Origin of the sequence: Sinomonas flava (assembly GCF_039531875.1) — a bacterium.
In the GTDB taxonomy this organism is placed as follows: domain Bacteria; phylum Actinomycetota; class Actinomycetes; order Actinomycetales; family Micrococcaceae; genus Sinomonas; species Sinomonas flava.
Genome location: NZ_BAAAQW010000013.1, coordinates 34,216 through 55,534 on the forward strand (window position 1 = coordinate 34,216; position 21,319 = coordinate 55,534).

General features: G+C 72.3%; 23 protein-coding genes. 7 read left to right on the forward strand and 16 right to left on the reverse strand.

Translation table 11 applies throughout. From position 1 onward, the window contains the following. The first annotated feature begins 55 nt into the window (after positions 1–55). From ABD298_RS17175 to ABD298_RS17185, 3 genes are read left to right on the forward strand one after another with little or no spacing between them, the layout of a single operon-like run. Positions 56–481 (forward strand): hypothetical protein, encoded by a 426-nt coding sequence (locus ABD298_RS17175; RefSeq protein ID WP_344301031.1) that lies wholly within the window; start codon positions 56–58, stop codon positions 479–481. Next, positions 478–1,113, forward strand: coding sequence for an SIMPL domain-containing protein (locus ABD298_RS17180; protein WP_344301032.1), 636 nt, complete (start codon positions 478–480; stop codon positions 1,111–1,113). Before ABD298_RS17175 ends, ABD298_RS17180 begins: the two co-directional genes overlap by 4 nt. 57 nt (positions 1,114–1,170) lie before the next feature. Continuing rightward, positions 1,171–2,238 carry an Rv2578c family radical SAM protein gene (locus ABD298_RS17185; protein ID WP_344301033.1) on the forward strand — a complete coding sequence of 356 codons (1,068 nt, stop codon included), beginning with the start codon at positions 1,171–1,173 and terminating at the stop codon, positions 2,236–2,238. Between the two features lie 34 nt (positions 2,239–2,272). On the opposite strand, the gene ABD298_RS17190 is transcribed toward ABD298_RS17185, so the two are convergent. Further along, positions 2,273–2,743, reverse strand: a complete 471-nt coding sequence (locus ABD298_RS17190) for a (deoxy)nucleoside triphosphate pyrophosphohydrolase (RefSeq protein ID WP_344301034.1) — start codon at positions 2,741–2,743, stop codon at positions 2,273–2,275. A 259-nt stretch (positions 2,744–3,002) separates the two neighbouring features. Here ABD298_RS17190 and ABD298_RS17195 point away from each other — a divergent pair, with 259 nt between their 5' ends. Beyond that, positions 3,003–4,145, forward strand: coding sequence for an MFS transporter (locus ABD298_RS17195; protein ID WP_344301078.1), 1,143 nt, complete (start codon positions 3,003–3,005; stop codon positions 4,143–4,145). 126 nt (positions 4,146–4,271) lie between these two features. Here ABD298_RS17195 and ABD298_RS17200 read toward each other — a convergent pair whose 3' ends face one another. The 5 genes from ABD298_RS17200 to infC all read right to left on the reverse strand — a co-directional run bounded on the left by ABD298_RS17200 (position 4,272) and on the right by infC (position 8,345). Next, positions 4,272–5,240: a cation diffusion facilitator family transporter gene (locus ABD298_RS17200; RefSeq protein ID WP_344301035.1), complete on the reverse strand. Its 969-nt coding sequence runs from the start codon at positions 5,238–5,240 to the stop codon at positions 4,272–4,274. A gap of 89 nt (positions 5,241–5,329) precedes the next feature. Further along, the gene (locus tag ABD298_RS17205) at positions 5,330–6,193 is read right to left on the reverse strand and encodes a TrmH family RNA methyltransferase (RefSeq protein WP_344301079.1); all 864 of its coding nucleotides are present in this window, start codon (positions 6,191–6,193) and stop codon (positions 5,330–5,332) included. Between the two features lie 123 nt (positions 6,194–6,316). After that, entirely contained in the window at positions 6,317–6,700 is a 384-nt protein-coding gene (gene rplT / locus ABD298_RS17210) for a 50S ribosomal protein L20 (RefSeq protein WP_208712247.1), read from the reverse strand. A 93-nt stretch (positions 6,701–6,793) separates the two neighbouring features. Continuing rightward, positions 6,794–6,988: a 50S ribosomal protein L35 gene (gene rpmI, locus ABD298_RS17215; protein WP_208712246.1), complete on the reverse strand. Its 195-nt coding sequence runs from the start codon at positions 6,986–6,988 to the stop codon at positions 6,794–6,796. 163 nt (positions 6,989–7,151) lie between these two features. Next, on the reverse strand, positions 7,152–8,345 hold the full coding sequence (gene infC / locus ABD298_RS17220) for a translation initiation factor IF-3 (RefSeq protein ID WP_344301036.1): 1,194 nt from the start codon (positions 8,343–8,345) through the stop codon (positions 7,152–7,154). A gap of 332 nt (positions 8,346–8,677) precedes the next feature. Between infC and ABD298_RS17225 the strand changes: the two genes are divergently transcribed. Further along, complete coding sequence (locus ABD298_RS17225; RefSeq protein ID WP_344301037.1) at positions 8,678–9,109, forward strand: DUF1844 domain-containing protein; 432 nt, start codon at positions 8,678–8,680, stop codon at positions 9,107–9,109. Between the two features lie 103 nt (positions 9,110–9,212). On the opposite strand, the gene ABD298_RS17230 is transcribed toward ABD298_RS17225, so the two are convergent. The 8 genes from ABD298_RS17230 to ABD298_RS17265 all read right to left on the reverse strand — a co-directional run bounded on the left by ABD298_RS17230 (position 9,213) and on the right by ABD298_RS17265 (position 15,630). Continuing rightward, a complete protein-coding gene (locus ABD298_RS17230) occupies positions 9,213–10,562 on the reverse strand; it encodes an MFS transporter (RefSeq protein WP_344301038.1) in 1,350 nt (449 codons plus the stop codon). Between the two features lie 33 nt (positions 10,563–10,595). Continuing rightward, complete coding sequence (locus ABD298_RS17235; protein ID WP_344301039.1) at positions 10,596–11,513, reverse strand: SseB family protein; 918 nt, start codon at positions 11,511–11,513, stop codon at positions 10,596–10,598. Next, positions 11,513–12,253, reverse strand: coding sequence for a bifunctional 1-(5-phosphoribosyl)-5-((5-phosphoribosylamino)methylideneamino)imidazole-4-carboxamide isomerase/phosphoribosylanthranilate isomerase PriA (priA, locus tag ABD298_RS17240; protein WP_344301040.1), 741 nt, complete (start codon positions 12,251–12,253; stop codon positions 11,513–11,515). Before priA ends, ABD298_RS17235 begins: the two co-directional genes overlap by 1 nt. A 43-nt stretch (positions 12,254–12,296) precedes the next feature. Beyond that, positions 12,297–12,455: a hypothetical protein gene (locus tag ABD298_RS17245; RefSeq protein WP_208712240.1), complete on the reverse strand. Its 159-nt coding sequence runs from the start codon at positions 12,453–12,455 to the stop codon at positions 12,297–12,299. Further along, positions 12,456–13,172, reverse strand: coding sequence for an imidazole glycerol phosphate synthase subunit HisH (gene hisH, locus ABD298_RS17250; RefSeq protein ID WP_344301082.1), 717 nt, complete (start codon positions 13,170–13,172; stop codon positions 12,456–12,458). A gap of 56 nt (positions 13,173–13,228) precedes the next feature. Then, positions 13,229–13,870, reverse strand: a complete 642-nt coding sequence (hisB, locus tag ABD298_RS17255; RefSeq protein ID WP_208712239.1) for an imidazoleglycerol-phosphate dehydratase HisB — start codon at positions 13,868–13,870, stop codon at positions 13,229–13,231. A gap of 103 nt (positions 13,871–13,973) precedes the next feature. After that, entirely contained in the window at positions 13,974–15,074 is a 1,101-nt protein-coding gene (locus ABD298_RS17260; RefSeq protein ID WP_344301041.1) for a histidinol-phosphate transaminase, read from the reverse strand. A 112-nt stretch (positions 15,075–15,186) separates the two neighbouring features. Continuing rightward, positions 15,187–15,630 (reverse strand): LysM peptidoglycan-binding domain-containing protein, encoded by a 444-nt coding sequence (locus ABD298_RS17265; RefSeq protein WP_344301042.1) that lies wholly within the window; start codon positions 15,628–15,630, stop codon positions 15,187–15,189. A gap of 333 nt (positions 15,631–15,963) precedes the next feature. On the opposite strand from ABD298_RS17265, the gene lexA reads away from it, so the two are divergent. Next, entirely contained in the window at positions 15,964–16,671 is a 708-nt protein-coding gene (gene lexA, locus ABD298_RS17270) for a transcriptional repressor LexA (RefSeq protein ID WP_208712236.1), read from the forward strand. A 25-nt stretch (positions 16,672–16,696) separates the two neighbouring features. Here lexA and ABD298_RS17275 read toward each other — a convergent pair whose 3' ends face one another. Together ABD298_RS17275 and hflX are read right to left on the reverse strand one after the other, a co-directional pair. Next, a complete protein-coding gene (locus tag ABD298_RS17275) occupies positions 16,697–18,754 on the reverse strand; it encodes an ATP-dependent DNA helicase (protein WP_344301043.1) in 2,058 nt (685 codons plus the stop codon). After that, the gene (gene hflX / locus ABD298_RS17280; protein ID WP_344301044.1) at positions 18,747–20,381 is read right to left on the reverse strand and encodes a GTPase HflX; all 1,635 of its coding nucleotides are present in this window, start codon (positions 20,379–20,381) and stop codon (positions 18,747–18,749) included. The genes ABD298_RS17275 and hflX overlap by 8 nt, the downstream gene beginning before the upstream one ends. Positions 20,382–20,683: 302 nt before the next feature. On the opposite strand from hflX, the gene ABD298_RS17285 reads away from it, so the two are divergent. Continuing rightward, positions 20,684–21,295, forward strand: a complete 612-nt coding sequence (locus tag ABD298_RS17285) for a class I SAM-dependent methyltransferase (protein ID WP_344301045.1) — start codon at positions 20,684–20,686, stop codon at positions 21,293–21,295. The last annotated feature ends 24 nt before the right edge of the window (positions 21,296–21,319 follow it).

Sequence of the window (21,319 nt, forward strand, 5' to 3'; positions counted from 1 at the left end):
GTTGCGGTGTAGTCTCGGGCACCCGCCAAGTCTAGTTCACGGCTACCATGCCCCTGTGCGCCTTGGGAGCCGGGCACGGGCGGTGCTCAACACCCTGAACCTCTCGACGCCGCTGGGCCTGGCGCTCGCGGCGAGTGCGCGCACGCCGCTGCACCGTGGTCCCGACGGCCTCTTCATCGCCGAGGGCTACCGCCCCAGGCTGCCCCTCGCGGGGGCGTTCGTTGTGGGAAACGTCGTCTTCACCAGGGGCAGCGCTGGGGCGCTCATGGCTCGGCCTGCGCTTCTGGCTCACGAGTCCCGGCACGCGACCCAGTACGCGTTCTGCCTGGGCCTTCCCTTCCTGCCGCTGTACTTCGCCTCAGCGCTCTGGTCGTGGGCGCGGAGCGGGGACCCTGCGGCCCTGAACCCCTTCGAGAGGCTGGCCGGGCTCGCCGACGGCGGGTACGTCGCCGAGCGCGGTCACGAGAGAGGACGTCCATGAAGACCGGGGAGTCGATCACCATCACCGGCACCGGCGTGGTGCGGGTGGCGCCGGACACCGCGGTGCTGCGCCTTGCCGCGGAGTCCCGCTCCCCCCGGCTCGCCGAGGCGTTCGCCGAGGCCACGAGGGCGGCGCAGGCGATGGTCTCGGCAGCCCTCGCCGGAGGGGTGCACCGGGAGGACATCACCTCCAGCGCCCTCTCTGTCACGAGCGAGACGGCGTGGCAGGAGGGACGCGGCCACCAGCTGCTCGGCTACGCCGCCAACCGGGGGCTCACGCTGGCGGTCCGGGACCTGGCGGCCGCCGGAGACCTGCTCGACGCCGTCGTCGCCGCCGGCGGGGACGCGGCGAGGATCCACGGGGTATCCCTCGTCGTCTCGGACCCCTCCCCCGCGAGGACCCGGGCGCAGGAGGCCGCGTTCGAGGACGCCCGGTCGTCCGCGGAGCGGCTCGCCTCGTTCGCGCAGCGCCACCTCGGGCCCGTGGTGAGGATCGACGCCGGGGCCAGCGCGCCCGAGGGCCAGCCAGTGCCCCTGCGCCGCGTCGCGCTGGCCGCCGACGCCGGCCCCGGGCTGGAAGCGGGGCAGGCCGAGGTCGCGGCGAGCGTGACGGTGACCTGGACGCTGGACTGATCCGACGCGCCGGACGCCTTCTTGACAGGTTATCGAACATAGTTTCGAATAGACGCCATGCGATGGAACACGCAGGCGGTCTCCGAACTCCCCCTCCAGGGGACCGCCGACGAGCCGGCCCAGCCGCCCCTCCTTCCCCTGGCAGGGGCGCTGCGCACGGTCAGGACGCCGGAGTTCCACGGAATCACCTTCCACGAGGTCGCCGCGAAATCGGCGCTCAACAAGGTACCGCCGGCGTCCTCCATGCCCTTCCGCTGGACAGTCAACCCCTACCGCGGCTGCAGCCACGCGTGCGTGTACTGCTTCGCCCGCAACACCCACACGTACCTGGACCTCGACGCCGGGCTCGACTTCGACCGCCAGCTCGTGGTCAAGGTCAACGTGGGCGAGGTGCTCCGGGCCGAGGTGTCGAAGCCCTCCTGGAGCCGGGAGCACGTGGCGCTGGGGACCAACACCGACCCGTACCAGCGCGCCGAAGGGCGCTACGCCCTCATGCCCGGCATCATCCGGGCGCTCGCCGATTCGGGCACGCCGTTCTCGATCCTCACCAAGGGAACGCTGCTCGCCCGGGACATCCCGCTGCTAAAGGCCGCCAGCACCCACGTCCCGATCGGGACTAGCATCTCCCTCGCCGTCCTGGACCCCGACCTGCAGTCGGCGCTCGAGCCGGGGACGCCCTCGCCCTCGGCCCGGCTGAGGCTCATCTCCCGCCTCCGCGAGGCCGGGCTGCCCTGCGGCGTGATGGCCATGCCGATCCTGCCGTGGCTGACCGACTCGGAAGAGCACCTCGACGCCCTCATGGGGGCGCTGGCCGCCGCGGGTGCGACCGGCGTGACGGCGGGCGCCCTCCACCTGCGCCCCGGGACACGCGAGTGGTTCATCGGTTGGCTCGCCCGGAGGCACCCGCAGCTCGTGGGCCGATACCGCAGGCTCTACTCGAAGGGCGCCTACGCCCCGGCAGAGTACCGGACATGGCTCGCCGGGCGCGTCTCCGCGGCGAAGAAGCGCCACGGCTTCGGCCGCACCGAAGGGTTCGGGCATCGTGACGCAGGGGTGCGGGAGGCCGGGCAGCCGGCGGAGGCGACCGCGGCCCGTCAGGACTCCGGCCAGCAGACCCTCTTCTGAGAACCCAGGTTCCGAGCACCCAGGTTCTGAGCACTCATCGACCCGCGGTCGCCTGGCTCCGCACAGCGTCCACGATGGGAAAGTCAGCCGGGATCCACGGGAGGTCCTGGAGGGCGCGTCCCTCGAGGGAGACCCAGAGGAGCTCGTCGTGGTCCTCGAGCGGCTCGGGGACGCCGGCCGCGACCTCCGCCAACCACACGCGCATCGCGGCACGCGCGTTGAGGGGCCACCCCTGGGCGAGTGGTCCGGGGACCTCGTCCCCCAGCACGACGTCGATGCCGAGTTCCTCAGCGAGCTCGCGCCGCAGCCCGTCCTCGGGGGCTTCCCCGGGCTCGACCTTGCCGCCCGGGAACTCCCACAGGCCGGCCAGCGCGGGCGGGGCCGTCCTGCGCGCGGCCAGCAGCCGGCTGGGCCGCTCGAGCGAGTCGACGATGGCGCCTCCGACCACCTGGACGAGCGTCGCGGCGGCCGCGCCGTTCGGGGTCTCCTGCCTCTCCTCATGCATCGGGCCAGTCTAGGAGGGAATGGACCGGCGTCCCGTAGTGTTGAGGGCAGATCGAGGGCCGACGGCGTTCCTCACCGCCCCCCGCCCCGACCTATCCCAAGGACACCCCACCGTGCCCCAGCCCGATCCCGCTCTCCTCCCGCCGACGGCCGCTGCCGAGGCCCAGGCCTCCGCATCCGCGGCGCGGGCCTCCCAGACCACGGCGGCCGCGCCGCGCCACGGGTCCACCGTGCTCGCCCCGCGCCCCCTCTTCTGGGCGATGCTCGCCCTCGGCATCGGCGGCTTCGCCATCGGCACTGTCGAGTTCGCGACGATGGGGCTGCTGAAGGAGGTCGAACGCGGCCTCTCCATCAGCACGCCGGAGGCCGGCCAGCTGATCTCGGCGTATGCGCTCGGCGTCGTCGTGGGCGCGCCCGTGCTCGCAGCCGTCGGGGCGCGCCTGCCGCGCAAGGCCCTCGCGCTCGGGCTCATGGCGTTCTACGCGCTCGCCAACCTCTCCTCCTTCGCTGCCGCGGACTACGGCACGATGATGATGTCCCGTTTCGCCGCGGGCCTCCCCCACGGGGCCTACTTCGGCACCGCAGCAGTCATCGCGGCCTCGCTCGTGGCCCCGACCAAACGCGGCTGGGCAATCGCGACCGTCATGTCCGGGCTGACCATCGCGAACGTGCTCGGGGTTCCGGCGGCGACATGGCTGGGCCAGGCGTTCGGGTGGCGGCTCCTCTTCGTGGCAACAGCGGTGATCGCGCTCGCGTGTGTCGCCCTCGTGGCCCGCTTCGTCCCGTTCGAGCCCGCGCACCCGGAGGCCAGCGTCCGCCGCGAGCTGTCAGCTCTGCGCCGGGTGCAGCTCTGGCTCGCGCTCGCCGTGGGCGTGGTGGGCTTCGGCGGCTTCTTCGCGACCTACACCTACATCGCGCACACCATGACCGCGGTCGCGGGGCTCCCGGAGTCCCTGATCCCCCTCGTCGTGGCGCTGTACGGGCTCGGCATGGTCGTGGGCAACGTGGTCGGCGGGAGGCTCGCAGACCGCTCCGTCATGGGCACCATCTATTGGGCGCTCGCCTCCGTCGCGGCCGTCATGGTGGTCTACGGACTGGCAGCGTCGTGGTGGCCCACCGCGCTCCTCATGGTGTTCGTGGTGGGCGGCTCCGGGTCCATCCTCATCCCCGCGCTCCAGTCGCGGCTGCTGGACTCGGCCCCAGGTGCAGCGACGCTCGCGACGTCGCTCAGCCACTCCGCCCTGAACGTCGCCAACGCCCTCGGCGCATTCCTCGGCGGGGTCGTCATCGCGGCCGGCTGGGGATTCACCGCCCCCGCCTACGTCGGAGCGGTGCTCGCGGTGCTCGGCCTCGCGATCGCGCTCCTCAGCGGCCGCCTCGAGCGCCGCCACCCCGTCTCCTAGCGCGACGCGAGCGAGCGCGACGGCGGCAGCCCAACCCGGGCTGCCCCCGTCGCGCTTGATCCCGCCGCGGACGCCGGGTCACGGATCCGTCCGCCTCCACCGGAGACTGGAGTCCGCCGCCGATTCTCAGTGCGACCCCGTGCGGGGCACCTCCGGCTCGGCAGCGGGGGTTCCCCGGGAGGGCCGGTCCCGCTGGATGTCCGGTTCGATGTAGATCACGCGGGCTGCGGGAACGGCCTCCCGGATGCGCACCTCGGTGGCGTCGATGGCCTGGGCGATCTCGGCCCCCGATGCCCCCGGCGCGACGCTGATCTTCACGCCGACGAGGAGCTCATCCGGGCCCAAATGCATGGTGCGCAGGTGGATGATGCGGGTCCCGTCGGACCGGATGGCTCCCTCGATCTTCGCCACGTCGGTCCTCGTGGCGGCTTCGCCGAGCAGGAGCGAGCTCGTCTCGACGGCGAGGACCCCGGCGATGATGACGAGCAGGATGCCGATCATGGCGGTGCCGAGGGCGTCCCAGACCCCGTTGCCGGTGATGAGCGTGAGCGAGACACCGAAGAGTGCGAACACCAGGCCGAGGAGGGCACCGAAGTCCTCGAGCAGGATCACCGGCAGCTCGGGCTGCTTGGCGCTGCGGACGAACGAGACCCAAGACTGGTTCCCGCGGATCTGGTTGGACTCGTGGATCGCCGTGCGGAAGGACAGCCCCTCGGCGATGACTGCCCCGACGAGGACGGCCAGGGGAACCCACCACCACGACCCCTCGATCCCGTGCGGGTCGTGGAACTTCTCCCACGCTTCGAACAGCGCGAAGAGGCCGCCCACGGTGAAGAGGACGATCGAGACAATGAAGGCGTAGATGTACCTCGCCCGGCCGTAGCCGAAGGGGTGCTCGGGGCTCGCCTGCTTCCCGGCCCGCTTGCCGCCGACGAGCAAGAGGACCTGGTTGCCCGAATCGGCCACCGAGTGGATGGCCTCCGCGAGCATCGACGACGACGCCGTGAGCAAGAACGCGACGAACTTCATCACCGCGATGGCCAGATTCGCGGACAGCGCCGCGACGACGGCCTTGGTCCCACCGCCAGAAGCCATGATGGTGCCTGCTTTCTCCTCAAGTCCCGAAGTGCGATCGGTACCAACCTACCCGTTGGGGCACGCCGGGAACCGGCCTCGGCTCGGGGTCAGCGCCTCTGGCTGCGGGCGCTCGCGTACAGGCAGACGGTGGCGGCGGTGCCGACATTGAGGCTCTCGGCCGCGCCGTAGAGCGGGACGGCCACACGGTGGTCGGCGAGGGCCTTCTCTCCCTCGCTGAGGCCCTGAGCCTCGTTCCCGAACAGCCACGCGGTGGGCGCCTCGAGGCGGTACTCCCCGGCAGCGGCGGCGGTGCCCATGCGCCTTGCCGCCGACTCGTCCTGGAGCCGGTCGAGATCGACCGGGCCGTCGCCGTCGGCTGCCAGGATCCCGAGCCCGGCGGCGCGGGCCGCAGCAGCAAGGTCCTCCGGTTCGACACCGAGCACCACGGGGACGTGGAAGAGCGACCCGGCGGTACTGCGGACCGCCTTCGGGTTGTAGATGTCGACGCTGCCGGCCGTGAGCACGACCGCGTCGGCACCGGCCGAGTCCGCGGCGCGGAGGATGGTGCCTGCATTGCCGGGATCCTGGACCCGGCACATGACGGCCAGGAGCCGCGGGCGGCGGGCGAGGACGTCCTCGAGCGCGACGTCGAGCATCGTGCACACGGCGACGACGCCCTGCGGGTTGACGGTATCCGCCATGGCGGCCAGCACGTCGTCGGTCGCGAGGCGGAGCTGGCCGGTCGCCGCGGCCGGCCCGGCGATCTCGGGATAGCGGTCCAGGCAGGCCTCGCTCGCGTACACCTCGGCGACGACGGCGTCCCGCCCCTCGGCGCGCCGCTCAGCGTCGAGGCGCAGCGCCTCACGCACCGCCTGGGGACCTTCGGCGAGGAAGCGGCGACGCCGGTTCCTCGCCGCGCGCGTCGCCAGCTTGGCGACGTCACGCACACGGTCTGCGCGGGGATTGGCCATGGTCTCGGTCGGTGTCACGGACCAACTCTAGCGACGCCGGGGCGCCCCGGGACGCGGCAGCGCCCGCGCAGCAGGGCTGCACGGGCGCTGTCGAAGGGGGTCGCGGGCCGCGACGTCCGCTCGCTACTTGGCGACGGGGGCGTTGACGTCGGCCGGGAGGGCGTTCTTGGCGACCTCGACGAGGGCGGCAAACGCGGTCGCGTCGGAGACAGCCAGCTCGGCGAGCATGCGGCGGTCGACCTCGACCTCGGCGGCCTTGAGGCCCTGGATGAGGCGGTTGTAGGTCAGGCCGTTCGCGCGGGAGGCGGCGTTGATGCGCTGGATCCAGAGGCGACGGAAGTCGCCCTTGCGCTTGTGGCGGTCCTGGTAGCTGTACACGAACGAGTGCAGCAGCTGCTCCTTGGCCTTGCGGTACAGGCGCGAGCGCTGGCCGCGGTAGCCGGAGGCCCGATCGAGGATGGTCCGGCGCTTCTTGTGGGCGTTGACCGCCCGCTTCACACGTGCCACGTGCGTACTCCTTTTGAATCTCTCCCAGACACCCGGGCGATGCGCCCGGCCGGGATGGCTAGTGGCCCCGGAGGGGCCGGTGGGTGGAAGAAATCAGACGCCCAGCATCCGCTTGATGACCTTGGCGTCGCCCGGGGAGACGATCTTGTCGCCGGCGAGGCGGCGCGTGAGCGTAGTGGGCTTGTGCTCGAGGTAGTGGCGGCGGTTGGCCTGCTGGCGCTTGAGCTTGCCCGAGCCGGTCAGCTTGAAGCGCTTCTTGGCGCCACTGTGGGTCTTCATCTTCGGCATGGGAACCGATCTCCTTACGTACCCGCGGCGCGAGGCCGCGGCTTTCTCTGGCGGTCAGCTTGCGCGGACCGACTGGTTTCTCCGCCCGCCGGCAGGCCGGCGGCGGTGGACTGGCTGGGCGGAACGGCGCCCTCTCAGGCGCCGGTCCGTCTGCCGGGTCTGGCTAGTTGCCCCGCCGGCCGGACGGCCGGGGTGCCGTCGGCTTCGGGGCGGAGGGCTTCGGCGTGGCCGCGGACGGGCGCGGCACACCGGGCTTGGGAACGCTGGGCTTCGGCGCCGCCGGCTTGGGCGCCGAGGGGCGCGCGGACGACGGCGACGGGACCGGCTTGGGCGCGGCCGGAGCCGCCGGCTTGGACGCACCCGAGGCGGCGGGCTTCGGCGCGGCGGTCTCACGGGCGGGCTTCGGTGCTGCGGTCTCGCGGGGAGCCTTCGGCTCAGCGGGCTGCGCCTTGGCCTGGGAAGGCTGGGCCGCCACGGGCTCGGCCTGCGGCTTGTCCGCCTCGGGGGCCGGAACCTCCTCGGGGGCCGGAGCCTCCTCGGGGGCCGGAGCCTCCTCGGGGGCCGGAACCTCCTCGGAGCCCTGGGCCTCCTCGGCCGCGGGGGCCTCCTCAGGAGCCGAAGGCGCCGCGGTGGGCGTCTCCTCGACCTCGGGCGCCTCAGCCTCGGGCGCCTCGGCCTCGCGGGCCGTGGCTGCCTGGAGCAGCTCCGCAGGGATGGAGTCCGCGAGCGACTGCGTCAGGGGGGCGCCGTCGGCGGTGACATTCCCCGCCTTCGCCGCCTCCGCCTTGGCCTTGTCCGTGGCGCGCTGGGCTGCGCGACGGGCCTCCGCCTTGGCCTCCGCCTTGTTCTTGAGCGGGCCGATCACCATAACCATGTTGCGTCCGTCGATGCGCGGGGCGGACTCGACAGCACCCACCTCGGCGACGTCCTCAGCGAACCTCTGGAGCAGGCGGATGCCCATCTCCGGGCGCTGCTGCTCACGGCCGCGGAACTGGATCATGGCCTTGACCTTGTCGCCCGCACCGAGGAAGCGGAGGGCGTGGCCCGTCTTCGTCTCGTAGTCGTGCTTGTCGATCTTGAGGCGGAAGCGGATTTCCTTCAGGACCGTGTTGGTCTGGTTCTTGCGCGCCTCACGCGCCTTGACCGCGGCCTCGTACTTGTACTTGCCGAAGTCCATCAGCTTGCACACCGGCGGCTTGGCCTGCGGTGCTACCTCAACGAGATCGAGGTCGGCCTCAGCGGCCAGGCGCAAGGCATCCTCGATGCGGACGATGCCGACCTGCTCTCCGGCGGGCCCGACGAGGCGCACCTCGGGGACGCGGATTCGCTCATTGATGCGTGGATCGCTAATGTTCAAGCTCCTGTACATGTGCGGACGTGCCCGGCAACAAGGAAGGCCCCCGATTGCCGGTGCAATCGGAGGCCTCGGATGGACACGCCCCGCTGGAGCGCCTGCCCGGAGCGACGGCGCGCGCCGTCCGGCCAACCTGAGTACCCGGCAGCTTTCCGGCCGTGAGGCCCGGACGCCGACAGGTGGGAGAGATCTCCGCTTGCAAACTATCTGTCAATTATACAGGGTTGACGCAGACAACCGTGCAACGGAACGGTCCCGGGGAACCGGTGCGTTGTCGGTGAGGCGCCCGCCACTGGAATAACGACATCCAGTCGGTCTGTGACAAGCTTATCAGCATGAGCAGCAGCACCCCGAACCCCGCGTCCTCCGACGCGCCGTCCACCACGCACGACGCCCACCGCCACAGTTTCGGCGACTCCGCCGACGCCGCACCGGACGTGAGCGCGCAGGTGCGGGACATCGCGGAGGTCGCCGCTGTCGAGGTGATCACGACGACGGCGGTGCACCTCATGAGCGCTGCCGCGGTGAAGTGCGGGCTCGCCGAGGGCCCGGACGCCGAAGGGCTCAAGGACCTGGATGAGGCCCGCAAGCTCATCACCGCCCTCGCCGGGCTGGTCACGGCGGCCGCCCCCGAAATCGGCTCGCAGCACGCCGGCCCGTTGCGCGACGGCCTGCGTTCGCTCCAGCTCGCGTTCCGCGAGGCGTCCGCCATCCAGGACGCGCCGGGCAAGGGCCCGGGCGAGAAGTACACGGGCCCGGTCAACTGACACCCGCCCGCACACGGGCGGTACGCACCCTCTAGGGGTCACCTTCTGGAGGTCACCTCCTGGCGGTCGCATCGTGTGACCCCCAGGAGGTGACCTCCAGACGTTAGGCGCCGGGTGAGCCGGGGGCGGGCGCCCGTCGGCGCCGTCGTGCGCCCTGTGCCGCGAGGCCCGCCGAGCACAGCAGCACTCCGGCCGCCCCGATCCCGGCGAAGCCCGCCCCCGGTCCGACCGCGTCGATGAGCGTGCCGGTCAGAGGAGAGCCCAGCGCCGTGCCCGCGGTGAGCGCAGAGCCGTACCACCCCATCGCCTCGCCTCGCCGTTCCTCGGGCACGAGCTCCGCCACGCGTTCGGAGGCTGCCGACAGGGTGGGCGCGCACAGGAGCCCCGGCAGGATGGACAGCACGCTGAGGGTGCCGGTGTCGTGCGCGAAACCCAGCGGCATCGTGAGCACGCTCATCACGAGCAGGAGCACCAGCGGGGAGACCGGCCGGTGCATGGCACCGTAGACGATCCCCCCGACCAGGGACGCCGCGCACCAGAAGAAGAAGACGATCCCGAGCTGGGCCGCGTCCCCGTGACTGCGCAGGATCGCGACGATCCCGACGTCGGTGCCGGACAGCACCATGCCGGCGCCGGCGGCGACGGCCATGACGACGACGACGGCGACCCCCACCCGCCACCTCCCCCGCGGCCTCGAGTCCGCCCCACGCACCCGGGTCAGGAGGCGGCGGAGCCCAGAGGCCCCGTCTGCCTGGCCCGCGGCGACCTCCGCGGGGGCAGGCCGGGCGGCGGACTCGAGCCCGGAGGGCAAGTCGTCCGGGGACTCGCCCATGCCGAGCCCAGCGCTGTCCCTGGAGAGGGCGCCGGGATGGCCCGTGCGCGTCGGCGGGTTGAACCACATCAGCGCCAGCCCAGCAGCGGCCGCGGAGGCGCCGACGGCAGTGATCCCCCAGACGGTGGAGGCCTGCACGGCGGCGACGGCGGCGAGGGCGGGCCCGACCATGAAGGTCACCTCGGTGCAGATCGAGTCGAGGGCGAAGGCCGTGCGGCGCTGCGCAGCGTTCGTCATGACGCCGAGCGACTGCCGCACCACGGAGAAGATCGGCAGGGCGAAGATCCCGCCCACGAACGCCGCCGCCAGGAGCCAGGGATACTCGAGGTGGGGCGCCACGCTCCACACGAGTGCCTCGGCGAGGATCGAGGGGACGAGGGCGGCGCGCAGACCTGCGGTATCCACCCGCCGGCCGCGCCAGGGCGCCCCCACAGCGATGCCGACGGTCAGCACGGCGGCGACGGCGCCCGCGGCGGCGTACCCGAGGCCCAGGGTCTGGACGACATGCAGCGTCAGCAGGACTCCGGCGGCGGAGTGCGGGAGCCGCGCGACCATGGCGACCAGGAGCAGCCGGCGCACCATCGGCGTGCGCCAGAGCTGGCCGTAGTGCGCGAAGTCCATGGTCCCCTCCCCCGGGCGGTGCGCGGTTCGGGCTCAGCTGGTCGCCGGGCGGACCTTGATCTCGATCGAGTCGACCGACTCCGCGAAGCGCGCGCTGCCGGCCAGCCGGCCGTGCAGCTCTGACACAGTCTCACGCACTGCCTCTGCTGGCAATCCGGGCGTGAGGGCCACGGTCAGGCGGAGCTCGGGCCCGGGGCCGCCGCCCGCGAGCACACGTCCGGACGCGTCGCGCGAGGCGACGCCTGCACCGGGGCCGATCTCGATGCCCCGCACCGCCTCGATGCCCTCCGACGCCCGGCCGACCTCGCCGACCAGGTCCGCGTCCGCGTACGACGGCGTCCACTCGCGCTGCTGAGCGAGCGCCCAAACCCCGGGCCGGCGGAGCACGAACGTCACGTCCGCCCCGGGGTCGAGGACGAGGAGCTCGGCGCCCTCGGAGACTGCCGAGAGCGCCGCCCGCGGGGCGAACACGGCCACAGGGCGGGCCTCGGGGTGCCACGCGGCGAGTCGCTCGACGGTCGTGAAGACGGGCAGCGCCTTGCGGCCGTCGGGTGCCGCGACGGTCACGAGGGCCATGTCCGCCTCCTTGTCCTCGGCGAATCCGTGCTCACCGAGGCCGCCCTCGGCGAGCTCCGCGACGACGGCGACGAAGACGCGGGCCGTGGCGAGCGCACGGTGGACTGCCGTCTCGTCCCCGGCGCCCGTGGCGAGGGCGGCGAGCGCCGCCGCGACGCCGGCGTCGGCCGCGCCTTCGTCGCCGTCGAAGGTGTGGAGGGGGTTGCCGTCGCCGCTCAGGTCACGGCCGGCCCACGGCTGCCCCGCCGAGTCGGCGGTGCTCCCGGCTCGGGCCAGTGCGGCCGCGATGTGGCCGGGCAGATGCCGCTGCGGCCCACCTGCGCCGTGGGCGTGGTGCGCGCCGTGCGCATGGCCGCGGTCGCCGTCGTGCGCCATCAGCGGCGCCCGGCCACGTCCAGCGCTTCGGGGAGCGTGAACTGGCCGGAGTAGAGCGCCTTGCCCACGATCGCGCCCTCGACCCCGAGCGGAACGAGCTCGCGCAGCGCGCGGAGGTCATCGAGGCCGGAGATCCCGCCCGAGGCGACGACCGGCTTGTCGGTGCGCTGGCACATCTCGCGCAGGAGGCCGAGGTTGGGCCCCTGGAGGGTGCCGTCCTTGGTCACGTCGGTGACGACGTAGCGGGCGCAGCCGGCGTCCTCGAGGCGTGCGAGCACCTCCCAGAGGTCGCCGCCCTCCTTGGTCCAGCCACGTCCGGCGAGCGTGGTGCCGCGCACGTCGAGCCCGACGGCGATCCGGTCGCCGTGGCGCTCGATGGCCTTGGCCGTCCACTCGGGATTCTCGATCGCGGCGGTGCCGAGGTTGACGCGCGCGACCCCCAGCGCGAGGGCCGCGTCCAGGCTCGCGTCGTCGCGGAGGCCGCCGGACAGCTCGACCTTGAGCGACAGGCTGCTGACCACGTCCGCGATCAGGGCGCGGTTGTCGCCCCGTCCGAAGGCCGCGTCGAGGTCCACGAGGTGCACCCATTCCGCGCCGGCCTGCTGCCACGCCAGCGCCGCGTCGAGCGGCGAGCCGTAGCCGGTCTCGCTGCCCGCCTCTCCCTGCACGAGGCGTACGGCCTGGCCGTCCACGATGTCGACGGCGGGCAGGAGTTCGAGGATGGGCTCCCCAGCGCTCATGTGGTGTGTCTCCTGGAGGGAAGGGATGGGAACATTTCGGAGGTCATGCGGCCGGAAGGGTCAGCACGTAGGCCGCCACAAGGGCGGCCACGGCCAGCGCGCCGAAGGCGATCCACGTCCAGTTGGGAAGGCCCTGCTTGCGGAACGAGATCGCGCCTCCGACGAGCAGGCCGGCCAGGCCGAACAGCAGGACGGACCACATTCAGGCGGCGTCCTGGGCGGCGGAGGGAGTCGCCCGGCGCAGTGACTGGACCCAGTTGTGCAGGAGCCGCGCGCCCGCGTCTCCCGACTTCTCGGGGTGGAACTGGGTCGCGCAGAGGGGACCGTTCTCGACTGCCGCGATGAAGGGGGCGCCGTGCTCGCTCCACGTCACCAGCGGCGGGGCCATGCGCGGCTGGGCGACTTCGAACTCCCACTTCTGGACACCGTAGGAGTGCACGAAGTAGAAGCGCTCGTCCTCGACGCCGGCGAAGAGCTTCGACCCCTCGGGGACCGTGACGGTGTTCCAGCCCATGTGCGGGACGACGTCGGCGGGCAGCAGTTCGACGGTGCCCGGCCATTCTCCGAGGCCCTCGGCCTCGACACCGTGCTCGATCCCGCGCTCGAACATGATCTGGAGCCCGACGCAGATGGCCAGGACCGGGCGCCCGCCGGCGACGCGGCGGCCGATGATGCGCAGGCCGTCCACGGCCTTGAGCTCCTCCATCACGGTCGCGAACGCGCCGACGCCGGGCACCACGAGGCCGTCGGCGTTGAGCGCGTCCTCCGCCTTCGCGCTCAGCGTGACGGCGGCTCCGGCCCGTTCGAGTGCGCGCACGGCCGACCGGACGTTGCCCGAGCCGTAGTCGAGCACGACGACGGTGGGCCGCCCCTCGGGGTCCGTCGCAGGTCCGCCCGCGTTCCGCGGGTCCACGGCCACGCCTCCCGGGGCATCCGCCGGCGCCTCGGGAAGGGAGTCCGCTCCGGGTACGGTGCTCACAGGGCTCCCTTTGTCGACGGGATGGCGTCCCCGATGCGCGGGTCGGGCTCGACCGCGGCGCGGAGGGCACGGGCGAAGGCCTTGAACTGGGCCTCGACAATGTGGTGGGGGTCGCGGCCGGCGAGGACGGTCATGTGCAGGCAGATGCCGGCGTGCAGGGTGATCGCCTCGAACACGTGCCGCGTGAGCGATCCCGTGAAGTGGCCGCCGATCAGGTGGTACTCCTGCCCGGCAGGCTCGCCGCCGTGCACGAGGTAGGGGCGCCCGGAGACGTCGACGACGGCGTGCGCGAGGGCCTCGTCCAGCGGCACGCTCGCCTCGCCGAAGCGGCGGATGCCCGCCTTGGTGCCCAGCGCCTGCTTGAGGACCTCGCCGAGGGTGATCGCGATGTCCTCCACCGTGTGGTGGACATCGATGTGGGTGTCCCCCGTCGCCTTGACGGTCAGATCGATGAGCGAGTGCTTGGCCAGGGCCGTGAGCATGTGGTCGTAGAACGGGACGCTGCTGGAGATGTCCGAGCGGCCGGTGCCGTCCAGGTCGATCTCGACGAGGACCGACGACTCGCTCGTCGTGCGCTCCATCCGCGCGCGTCGCCCAGTCCGCTCCTGGAGGTCCGCGGTCTGCAGCTCGGTGCTCATGGATGTGTCCTTCGGGTGAGGGGGTGTGGTCTCTATTCTATTCGCCTCGCAGGACGCCCCGTGCCGGGGGCGCGGGGCGGCGCGCGGTCAGGGACCGCCGCGCTCAGTGCGCGAGCAGCTCCTCGAGCCGCGTGAGGAACGCGGTGGTCTCCGCTTCGGTCCCGGCGGTCACCCTCAGGCTCCCGGGGATTCCGACGTCGCGCACCAGCACACCGACCTCGAGAAGTCCGCGCCACACGGCCTGCGGGTCCTCGAAGCCCGTCACGAACACGAAGTTGGAGTCCGAGGCGGCGGGGGCGAGCCCGAGCCGGGTCAGCTCGCGGACGATCCTGTCGCGCTGGGCCTTGATGGCCTCGACCTCTGCCATCAGGGAGTCGCGGTGCCGGAGCGCTGCGAGCGCGGTGGCCTGGGTGACGGCCGAGAGGTGGTAGGGAAGCCGCACGAGGCGGAGGGCGTCGATCACCTCGGGCGCCGCCGCGAGGTAGCCGAGCCGGGCACCGGCGAGGGCGAAGGCCTTGCTCATGGTCCGCGTGACGACGAGCCGGGGGCGCCCGGGAAGGAGCGTGAGCGCCGTGGACGTCCCTGCCTGGGCGAACTCGGCGTACGCCTCGTCGACGATGACGATGCTCTGGCTCGCCTCCCCCGCCTCGTAGACGGCCTCGACGACATCGAGGCCGAGTGCCGTCCCGGTCGGGTTGTTCGGCGAGCAGAGGATGACGATGTTCGGCGCGTGCTCACGCACCTGGGCGGCTGCGGACTCGGGGCTCAGGCTGAAGTCGGCCGACCGCTCGCCCCGGAGGTACGCCGTCCCGGTGCCGCTCGCGAGCAGGGGGTACATGGAGTACGTGGGCGGGAAGCTCAGGACCGTGCGGCCGGGCCCGCCGAAGGCCTGCAGGAGCTGCTGCAGGACCTCGTTGGAGCCGTTCGCGGCCCAGAGCTGCTCTGCGGACAGCCCGTGGCCGAGGTACTCGGCGAGGGCCTCGCGCAGCTCGGTGAACTCCCTGTCGGGGTAGCGGTTGAGACCGCCGGCCACCGCGCGGACGGCCTCGACGATGGCCTCCTGCACGTCCGCGGGCACCCCATACGTGTTCTCGTTGACGTTGAGCTGGATGGGGACGTCAAGCTGCGGCGCACCGTAGGGGTGCTGTCCGCGGAGATCGTCGCGGAGGGGGAGGCTGTTGAGTCGTTCGAGCTGGTCGTCCACCGGTCCAGCCTACGCCAGCGGCACCGGCGCCCACATTCCGGGGGGCGCAGCCGAAGACCCCGCAACCGGCGCCGTGCAGCTCGCCGCGGAGAGGTTCGGCGGGCGGAGAGGTTCAGCGGGCGAGCGGAACAACGATCTGCTCGCCGGGGAGCACCCTGGTGCTCTCCAGGTCATTGAGCTGGCGGATCTGGCTGATCGTCACGCGCGGGTCCTGGTCGGGCACGCGGCCCTCGGCGATGCTCCACAGCGACTGGCCGGGCTGCACGGTCACCGTTTCGACGGCGCCGGGGCCGACCGCCTCCCCGCCCGCCTTCGCCGGCGCCATGAGCGCGGACCACGCGACGAGCACCGCCAGCGCCGCAGCGAACACCGGCAGGACGACGAGGACGAGCCTTCCCCTGCGGGTCAGGCGCAGCGGGGCCTGAGCGGCCCCGGACCGGAAGTCCGTGCCCGGCGCCGCCGCGCGGCAGTGGACCACCTTCAGCCGGCGGCGTGCCTCCTGCTTGGCCGGAAGGGGAGCCCCGTGCCCATTTCCGGCGAGGATCGCGAGTGCCATGATGCGCCTTCCCCTGCGCAGTCGCCGAACGACGTCGAGTGCGAACACATCGGCGGCACTCTGCGCAGTGTTTCGAAGAAACGTTCGAAGTGATGACTCTTTCTTAGCACCTGTCCACGATGCGTGTCCAGACACGGTCGAACACATGTTTGAAAGGCCTGTCCGACTGGCCTACGGTGGGGGTAGCACCGGGTTCCACGCCGAGCTGCCCGCCCCCGTCGACCATGACGACATCCTGCCGAGGGGGTACGACAGTTCTCGCAGGGAGGCCCCGGGGCATCGACGGACGGGATCCCGGAGCGCGTGGCGCCCCCGGTGGAGAGGCAGGACGGCATGGCATCACGGACCAGAGCAGCCAAAGGACTGACGGCGCGCCAGAAGAGGATCCTCGAGACGATCCAGCGCTCCGTGCAGCTCAAGGGCTACCCGCCGTCCATGCGCGAGATCGGGGACACGGTGGGCCTCGCAAGCCTCTCAAGCGTCACGCACCAGCTGATGCAGCTCGAGAAGCTCGGCTACCTGCGCCGCGATCCCAAGCGCCCCCGCGCCATGGAGGTCCTGATGCCGCTGACGCTGGATGAAGGCGAACTGAGCGTTCCGGCCGAGGAGGCCGCCGCACTGCGCGGCGCGACTGGGGTCCCGCTCGGGGACATGGCCAGCGCGGCCGACACGGCGCTCGTTCCGCTGGTCGGGCGCATCGCCGCTGGTGGCCCCATCCTTGCGGACCAGGCGGTCGAGGACGTCATGCCGCTCCCCCGGCAGCTGGTGGGCTACGGCGAGCTGTTCATGCTCAAGGTCAAGGGCGACTCCATGATCGACGCCGCCATCTGCGACGGGGACTGGGTGGTCGTGCGGCGGCAGAACGCGGCAGAGAACGGCGACATCGTGGCCGCGCTGCTCGACGACGAGGCGACGGTCAAGACCTTCCGCCAGCGCGACGGGCACACCTGGCTCCTGCCGCAGAACACCCGCTACGAGCCCATCCTCGGCGACCACGCCACCATCATGGGCAAGGTCGTCTCGGTCCTGCGCTCGGTGTGAGCCGGCCGTTGAGCCGGCGGCCCATTCAGCCGGCGGCGGCGAGCCGCCTGAGGGCGTCGGTCACGACCTTCCGGTCGGCCGTCCCCCACAGCGGCGGGAGCGCTCCGCGCAGGAACGCCCCGTAGCGCTCCGTCGCAAGCCTCGAGTCGAGGACGGCCACGACTCCGCGGTCCTCGGTCGAGCGGATGAGCCGCCCTGCGCCCTGCGCGAGGCGCACGGCCGCATGGGTCGCCGAGACGGCCATGAAGCCGTTCCCGCCTGCCTGGGCGACAGCGCGGGAGCGCGCCGTCGTGAGCGGATCGTCCGGCCGCGGGAACGGTATCCGGTCGATGACGACCAGACGGCACGAAGGGCCTGGGACATCCACGCCCTGCCACAGCGACATCGTCCCGAACAGGCAGGTGTCGGGTTCTGCGGCGAACTGCTTCACGAGGGCACTCATCGATGACTCGCCCTGGCAGAGGATCTCGACGTCGAGCCGGAGGCGCAGCTCGGCTGCGGCCTCCTCGGCGGCCCTCCGGGAGGAGAACAGGCACAGCGCCCCGCCCGAGGAGGCCCGCAGGAGTGTCTCGAGCTCGTCGACCGCCTCCGGGGAGAGTCCGCGTCCCGGTCGCGGGAGGTGCTTGGCGACGTAGAGCATCCCCTGCCTGGGGTAGTCGAAGGGGGATCCGACGTCGACTCCCGTCCACGAGGGCGCCCCTGCGCCCAGCAGCCCCAGTCCGCCCGCGGTCGGTTCGAACGCGGACCCGATCGCGAGGGTCGCGCTCGTCAGGACGACCGTGTGCCCGTCGAAGAGCCCCTCGCGGAGCCGGCCGCCCACGCCGAGCGGCGCGATGTGCAGCATGGCGGAGGCGTCGTCGTCGGCGGCTGCGTAGCCCGTCACGGGGTCCGGCGCGCCCGTGCGGGTCACCCACATGACCTCCCGGTTGGCCTCCGCCTCGAGGATCCGCTCGCAGACCTCGAGGACGGCGAGGAGGCGCGACCGGGCGATCTGGCGCCCTCCGTCCGCCGCCTGCCCGTCCCCGGGCTTCGAGTCCGACAGCGCCACGCGGCACGCGTCCCGCACGAGGGCGACATCCTGGGCCTGCTCCTCGTTCAGTCCGCGCGCGAGCAGGCCCGTCGGCGCGGAGGTGAGCGAGAGCTCAAGGGCGGTCGCGGCGGCCTGCAGGGAATCGACGGTGATCCCGCAGTGGCGGCGCGCGCTCGATGCCGCGGCCTGGATCATCTGGGCCGAGAGCTGGCCGCTCACCGCCCCCGTGACGCGGTCGGCGAGCTCGTGCGCCTCGTCGACCACCACGACGTCGTACTCCGGGAGCACGTTGAGGCCCTCGAATGCGTTGATCGCGAGGAGCGCATGGTTCGTCACGACGATGTCGGCCTCGGCGCCGCGCTGCCGCGCGAGCTCGCTGAAGCACTCGGCCGCGAACGGGCACTTCTGCGCCCCGAGGCACTCGAGCGCCGTGACGGAGACCTGCCGCCACGCCCGGTCGGTGACCCCGGGCACGAGGTCGTCGCGGTCCCCCGTCTCCGTCTCCTCGGCCCACTGGCGCAGGCGCGCCACCTCCCGTCCGAGCTGCGTCGTCGGGCCGGCTCCGGGATGCCCGACGGCGGCGTCCTCGCCCATGCTGAACAGCTGCCCCTCCGCGGCCTCGTCGGTCGGGAAGCCACCCTCCAGCTTGTGCCGGCACAGGTAGTTGGACCGGCCCTTGACGAGCGCGACGTCGACAGGCCGGTCGAGCTTGGGGGTGATGGCCGCAAGCAGGCGCGGGATGTCGCGCCCCACGATCTGGGCCTGGAGCGCAAGCGTCGCCGTCGCGACGACCGCGGGCCGGTCGCTGTGCTGGGCGTGCGCGATCAGCGGAACCAGATAGGCCAGGGACTTCCCCGTCCCGGTCCCCGCCTGTACGAGCAGGTGCTTCTGCTCCTCGATGGCAGTGGCAACCTGTCGGGCCATCTCGTGCTGCCCGTCGCGCTGCTGGCCGCCCATCGACGCGACGGCCGCGTCGAGGAGGGAGAGCGCCGTCTCCGCGGCCCCGGCGCTGCCCCGTCCCGCGCTGGCGTGCGCTACCGCCGCCTCAGTCATGGACCACGAAGGGCGCGAGTTCCGCCGCGAGCTCCTCGCGGACCACGACCTCGGCCCGGGTGCCCTCCTCCACATGCTCGAGGGAGCGGATCTCCGAGCTCGAGGTGTGCAGGCGGTTGAGGAGGTCACCGCGGCTGTACGGGACCAGGATGGTCAGCGTCACGCTCGGACGCGGGATGGCGTCGCTGATCGCCTCCTTGAGCTCGGCGATGCCCGCGCCGGTCCGCGCGGACACGACGACGTGGCGCGGCTCCCGCTGCCGGAGCCGCTCGAGGACGAACGGGTCGGCGGCGTCCGCCTTGTTCAGGACGATGATCTCCGGCACCTTGCGCGCGTCGACCTCCGCGAGGACCTGGCGGACCGCTGCGATCTGGCCCTCGGGGTCGGGGTGCGAGGCATCGACGACGTGGAGGATGAGGTCAGCGTCCGCCACCTCCTCGAGCGTGGACCGGAACGCCTCGACCAGCTGGGTCGGCAGCGACCGCACGAACCCGACGGTGTCCGCGAGCGTGTAGGGAAGCCCGTCCGGCGTCTCGGCCCGGCGCACGGTCGGGTCAAGGGTGGCGAAGAGGGCGTTCTCCACCAGCACCCCGGCGTCGGTGAGCCTGTTGAGCAGGGACGACTTGCCCGCGTTGGTGTAGCCCGCGATCGCCACCGAGGGAATCTCGTTGCGCTTGCGGTTCGCGCGCTTCGTCTCGCGGGCCGGCTTCATTCCGGCGATCTCCCGCCGCAGCTTGGCCATGCGGGTGCGGATGCGGCGCCGGTCCAGCTCGATCTTGGTCTCGCCGGGGCCACGCGAGCCGATGCCGCCGCCAGCGGCACCGACACGGCCACCGGCCTGCCGGGACATCGACTCGCCCCAGCCGCGCAGGCGCGGGAGGAGGTACTCGAGCTGGGCGAGCTCGACCTGGGCCTTGCCCTCGCGGCTCTTGGCGTGCTGGGCGAAGATGTCCAGGATCAGGGCGGTGCGGTCGATGACCTTGACCTTGACGATGTCCTCGAGTCCGCGCCGCTGCGAAGGCGAGAGCTCCGAGTCGACCACCACGGTGTCCGCCCCGGTCGCGGCGACGATGTCGCGCAGCTCGAGCGCCTTGCCCGAGCCGAGGAAGGTCCCGGCGTCGGGCTTCATCCGGCGCTGCACGACGCCGTCGAGCACCTCCGACCCGGCTGTCTCCGCGAGCGCGCCGAGCTCGCGCAGGGAGTTCTCCGCGTCCTCGAGCGTCCCCTCGGTCCAGAGTCCCGCGAGCACGACACGCTCGAGGCGCAGCTGCCGGTACTCAACCTCGGTGACGTCCTCGAGTTCGGTCGACAGGCCGGCCACGCGCCGGAGCGCGCGGCGCTCCTCGAGATCCTGCTGCTCGCCGTCGTAGTCGCCGTGCTCGGACTGCAGGTCCGAGAGCGCCAGCGCCTTGCCGTCGCCGAGCCCCCGGCGGGTCCGCCTCTCACCCTCGCCTCCGCGCTCGGCACGGCCGTCAGCGCTCCCGTCCCGTCGGGCACCCTTCGCTGCGGCTGCCTCCTCCTTGGCGAGGATCCGGTCGATGACGGCCTGGATGTCGGCTGGGCTCAGATCCTGCGGGGCCGCGTCGGCGCCGCGGTCAGAGGGCTGATTCGGCTGATTGTCGGTCATGGTCTCCTTCGAAGATGCAATTCCAGAATAGTGCTGGCTCCGGTCGCCGGCAGTGTCAGAGGGAGGGGTCTGTGGAAAAGACCCCGCGGGGTGCTCGGGTGTCACGAGGATTCTCCTGGGAATGTCTGTTCGGTCCGGCCGGAAGGGCACATCGGCTCGGCTCGCTGCGTCCGCGGGCGCGTCTGGGCGTGTCATCTGACACCGGCTGCGCGCGGCGGAGGCATCACTTGAACAGGAACATGCCCTCCAGTATACCGGACGCGCACGCGCCTCCTCGCGCCCGGGCACTAGGCTGGAGGGCTATGGAGCCTGCCCACTACTTCAATGCCGAGCCGGACGTCCCCGATGCGCGCAAGCCGCTCGACGTCGTGCTCGAGGGGCGCCCGGTGAAGCTCACGACGTCGTCCGGGATCTTCAGCCCCGACGGCATCGACAAGGGCACGGCGGTCCTCCTGGGCGAGGCCCCCGACCCGGCCGGGCAGGGCCACCTGCTTGACATCGGGTGCGGATGGGGGCCGATCGCCCTCACGATGGCGCTGCGTTCGCCGGGGGCCACGGTCCACGCCGTCGACGTCAACACCCGCAGTGTCGCGCTCACTCGGGACAACGCGAGCGCTCTGGGCCTGTCCAATGTGGTGGCCGGGCTGCCCGGCGAGGTGGACCCCGAGCTCCGCTTCGCCACGATCTGGTCCAACCCGCCGATCCGGATCGGCAAGCAGGCCCTCCACGAGCTCCTTCTGACCTGGCTCCCCCGCCTCGCGGTCGGCGGCGACGCCTGGCTCGTCGTCCAGAAGAACCTCGGGGCCGACTCCCTCCAGCGCTGGCTCGCGGACGAGCTCGGCGACGCGTTCGAGGTCGCGCGGCAGGCGACCTCGAAGGGCTTCAGGCTGCTGCGGGTCACGCGCATGCGCTGACCGCCTCGTCGTCGTAGGGTTGTG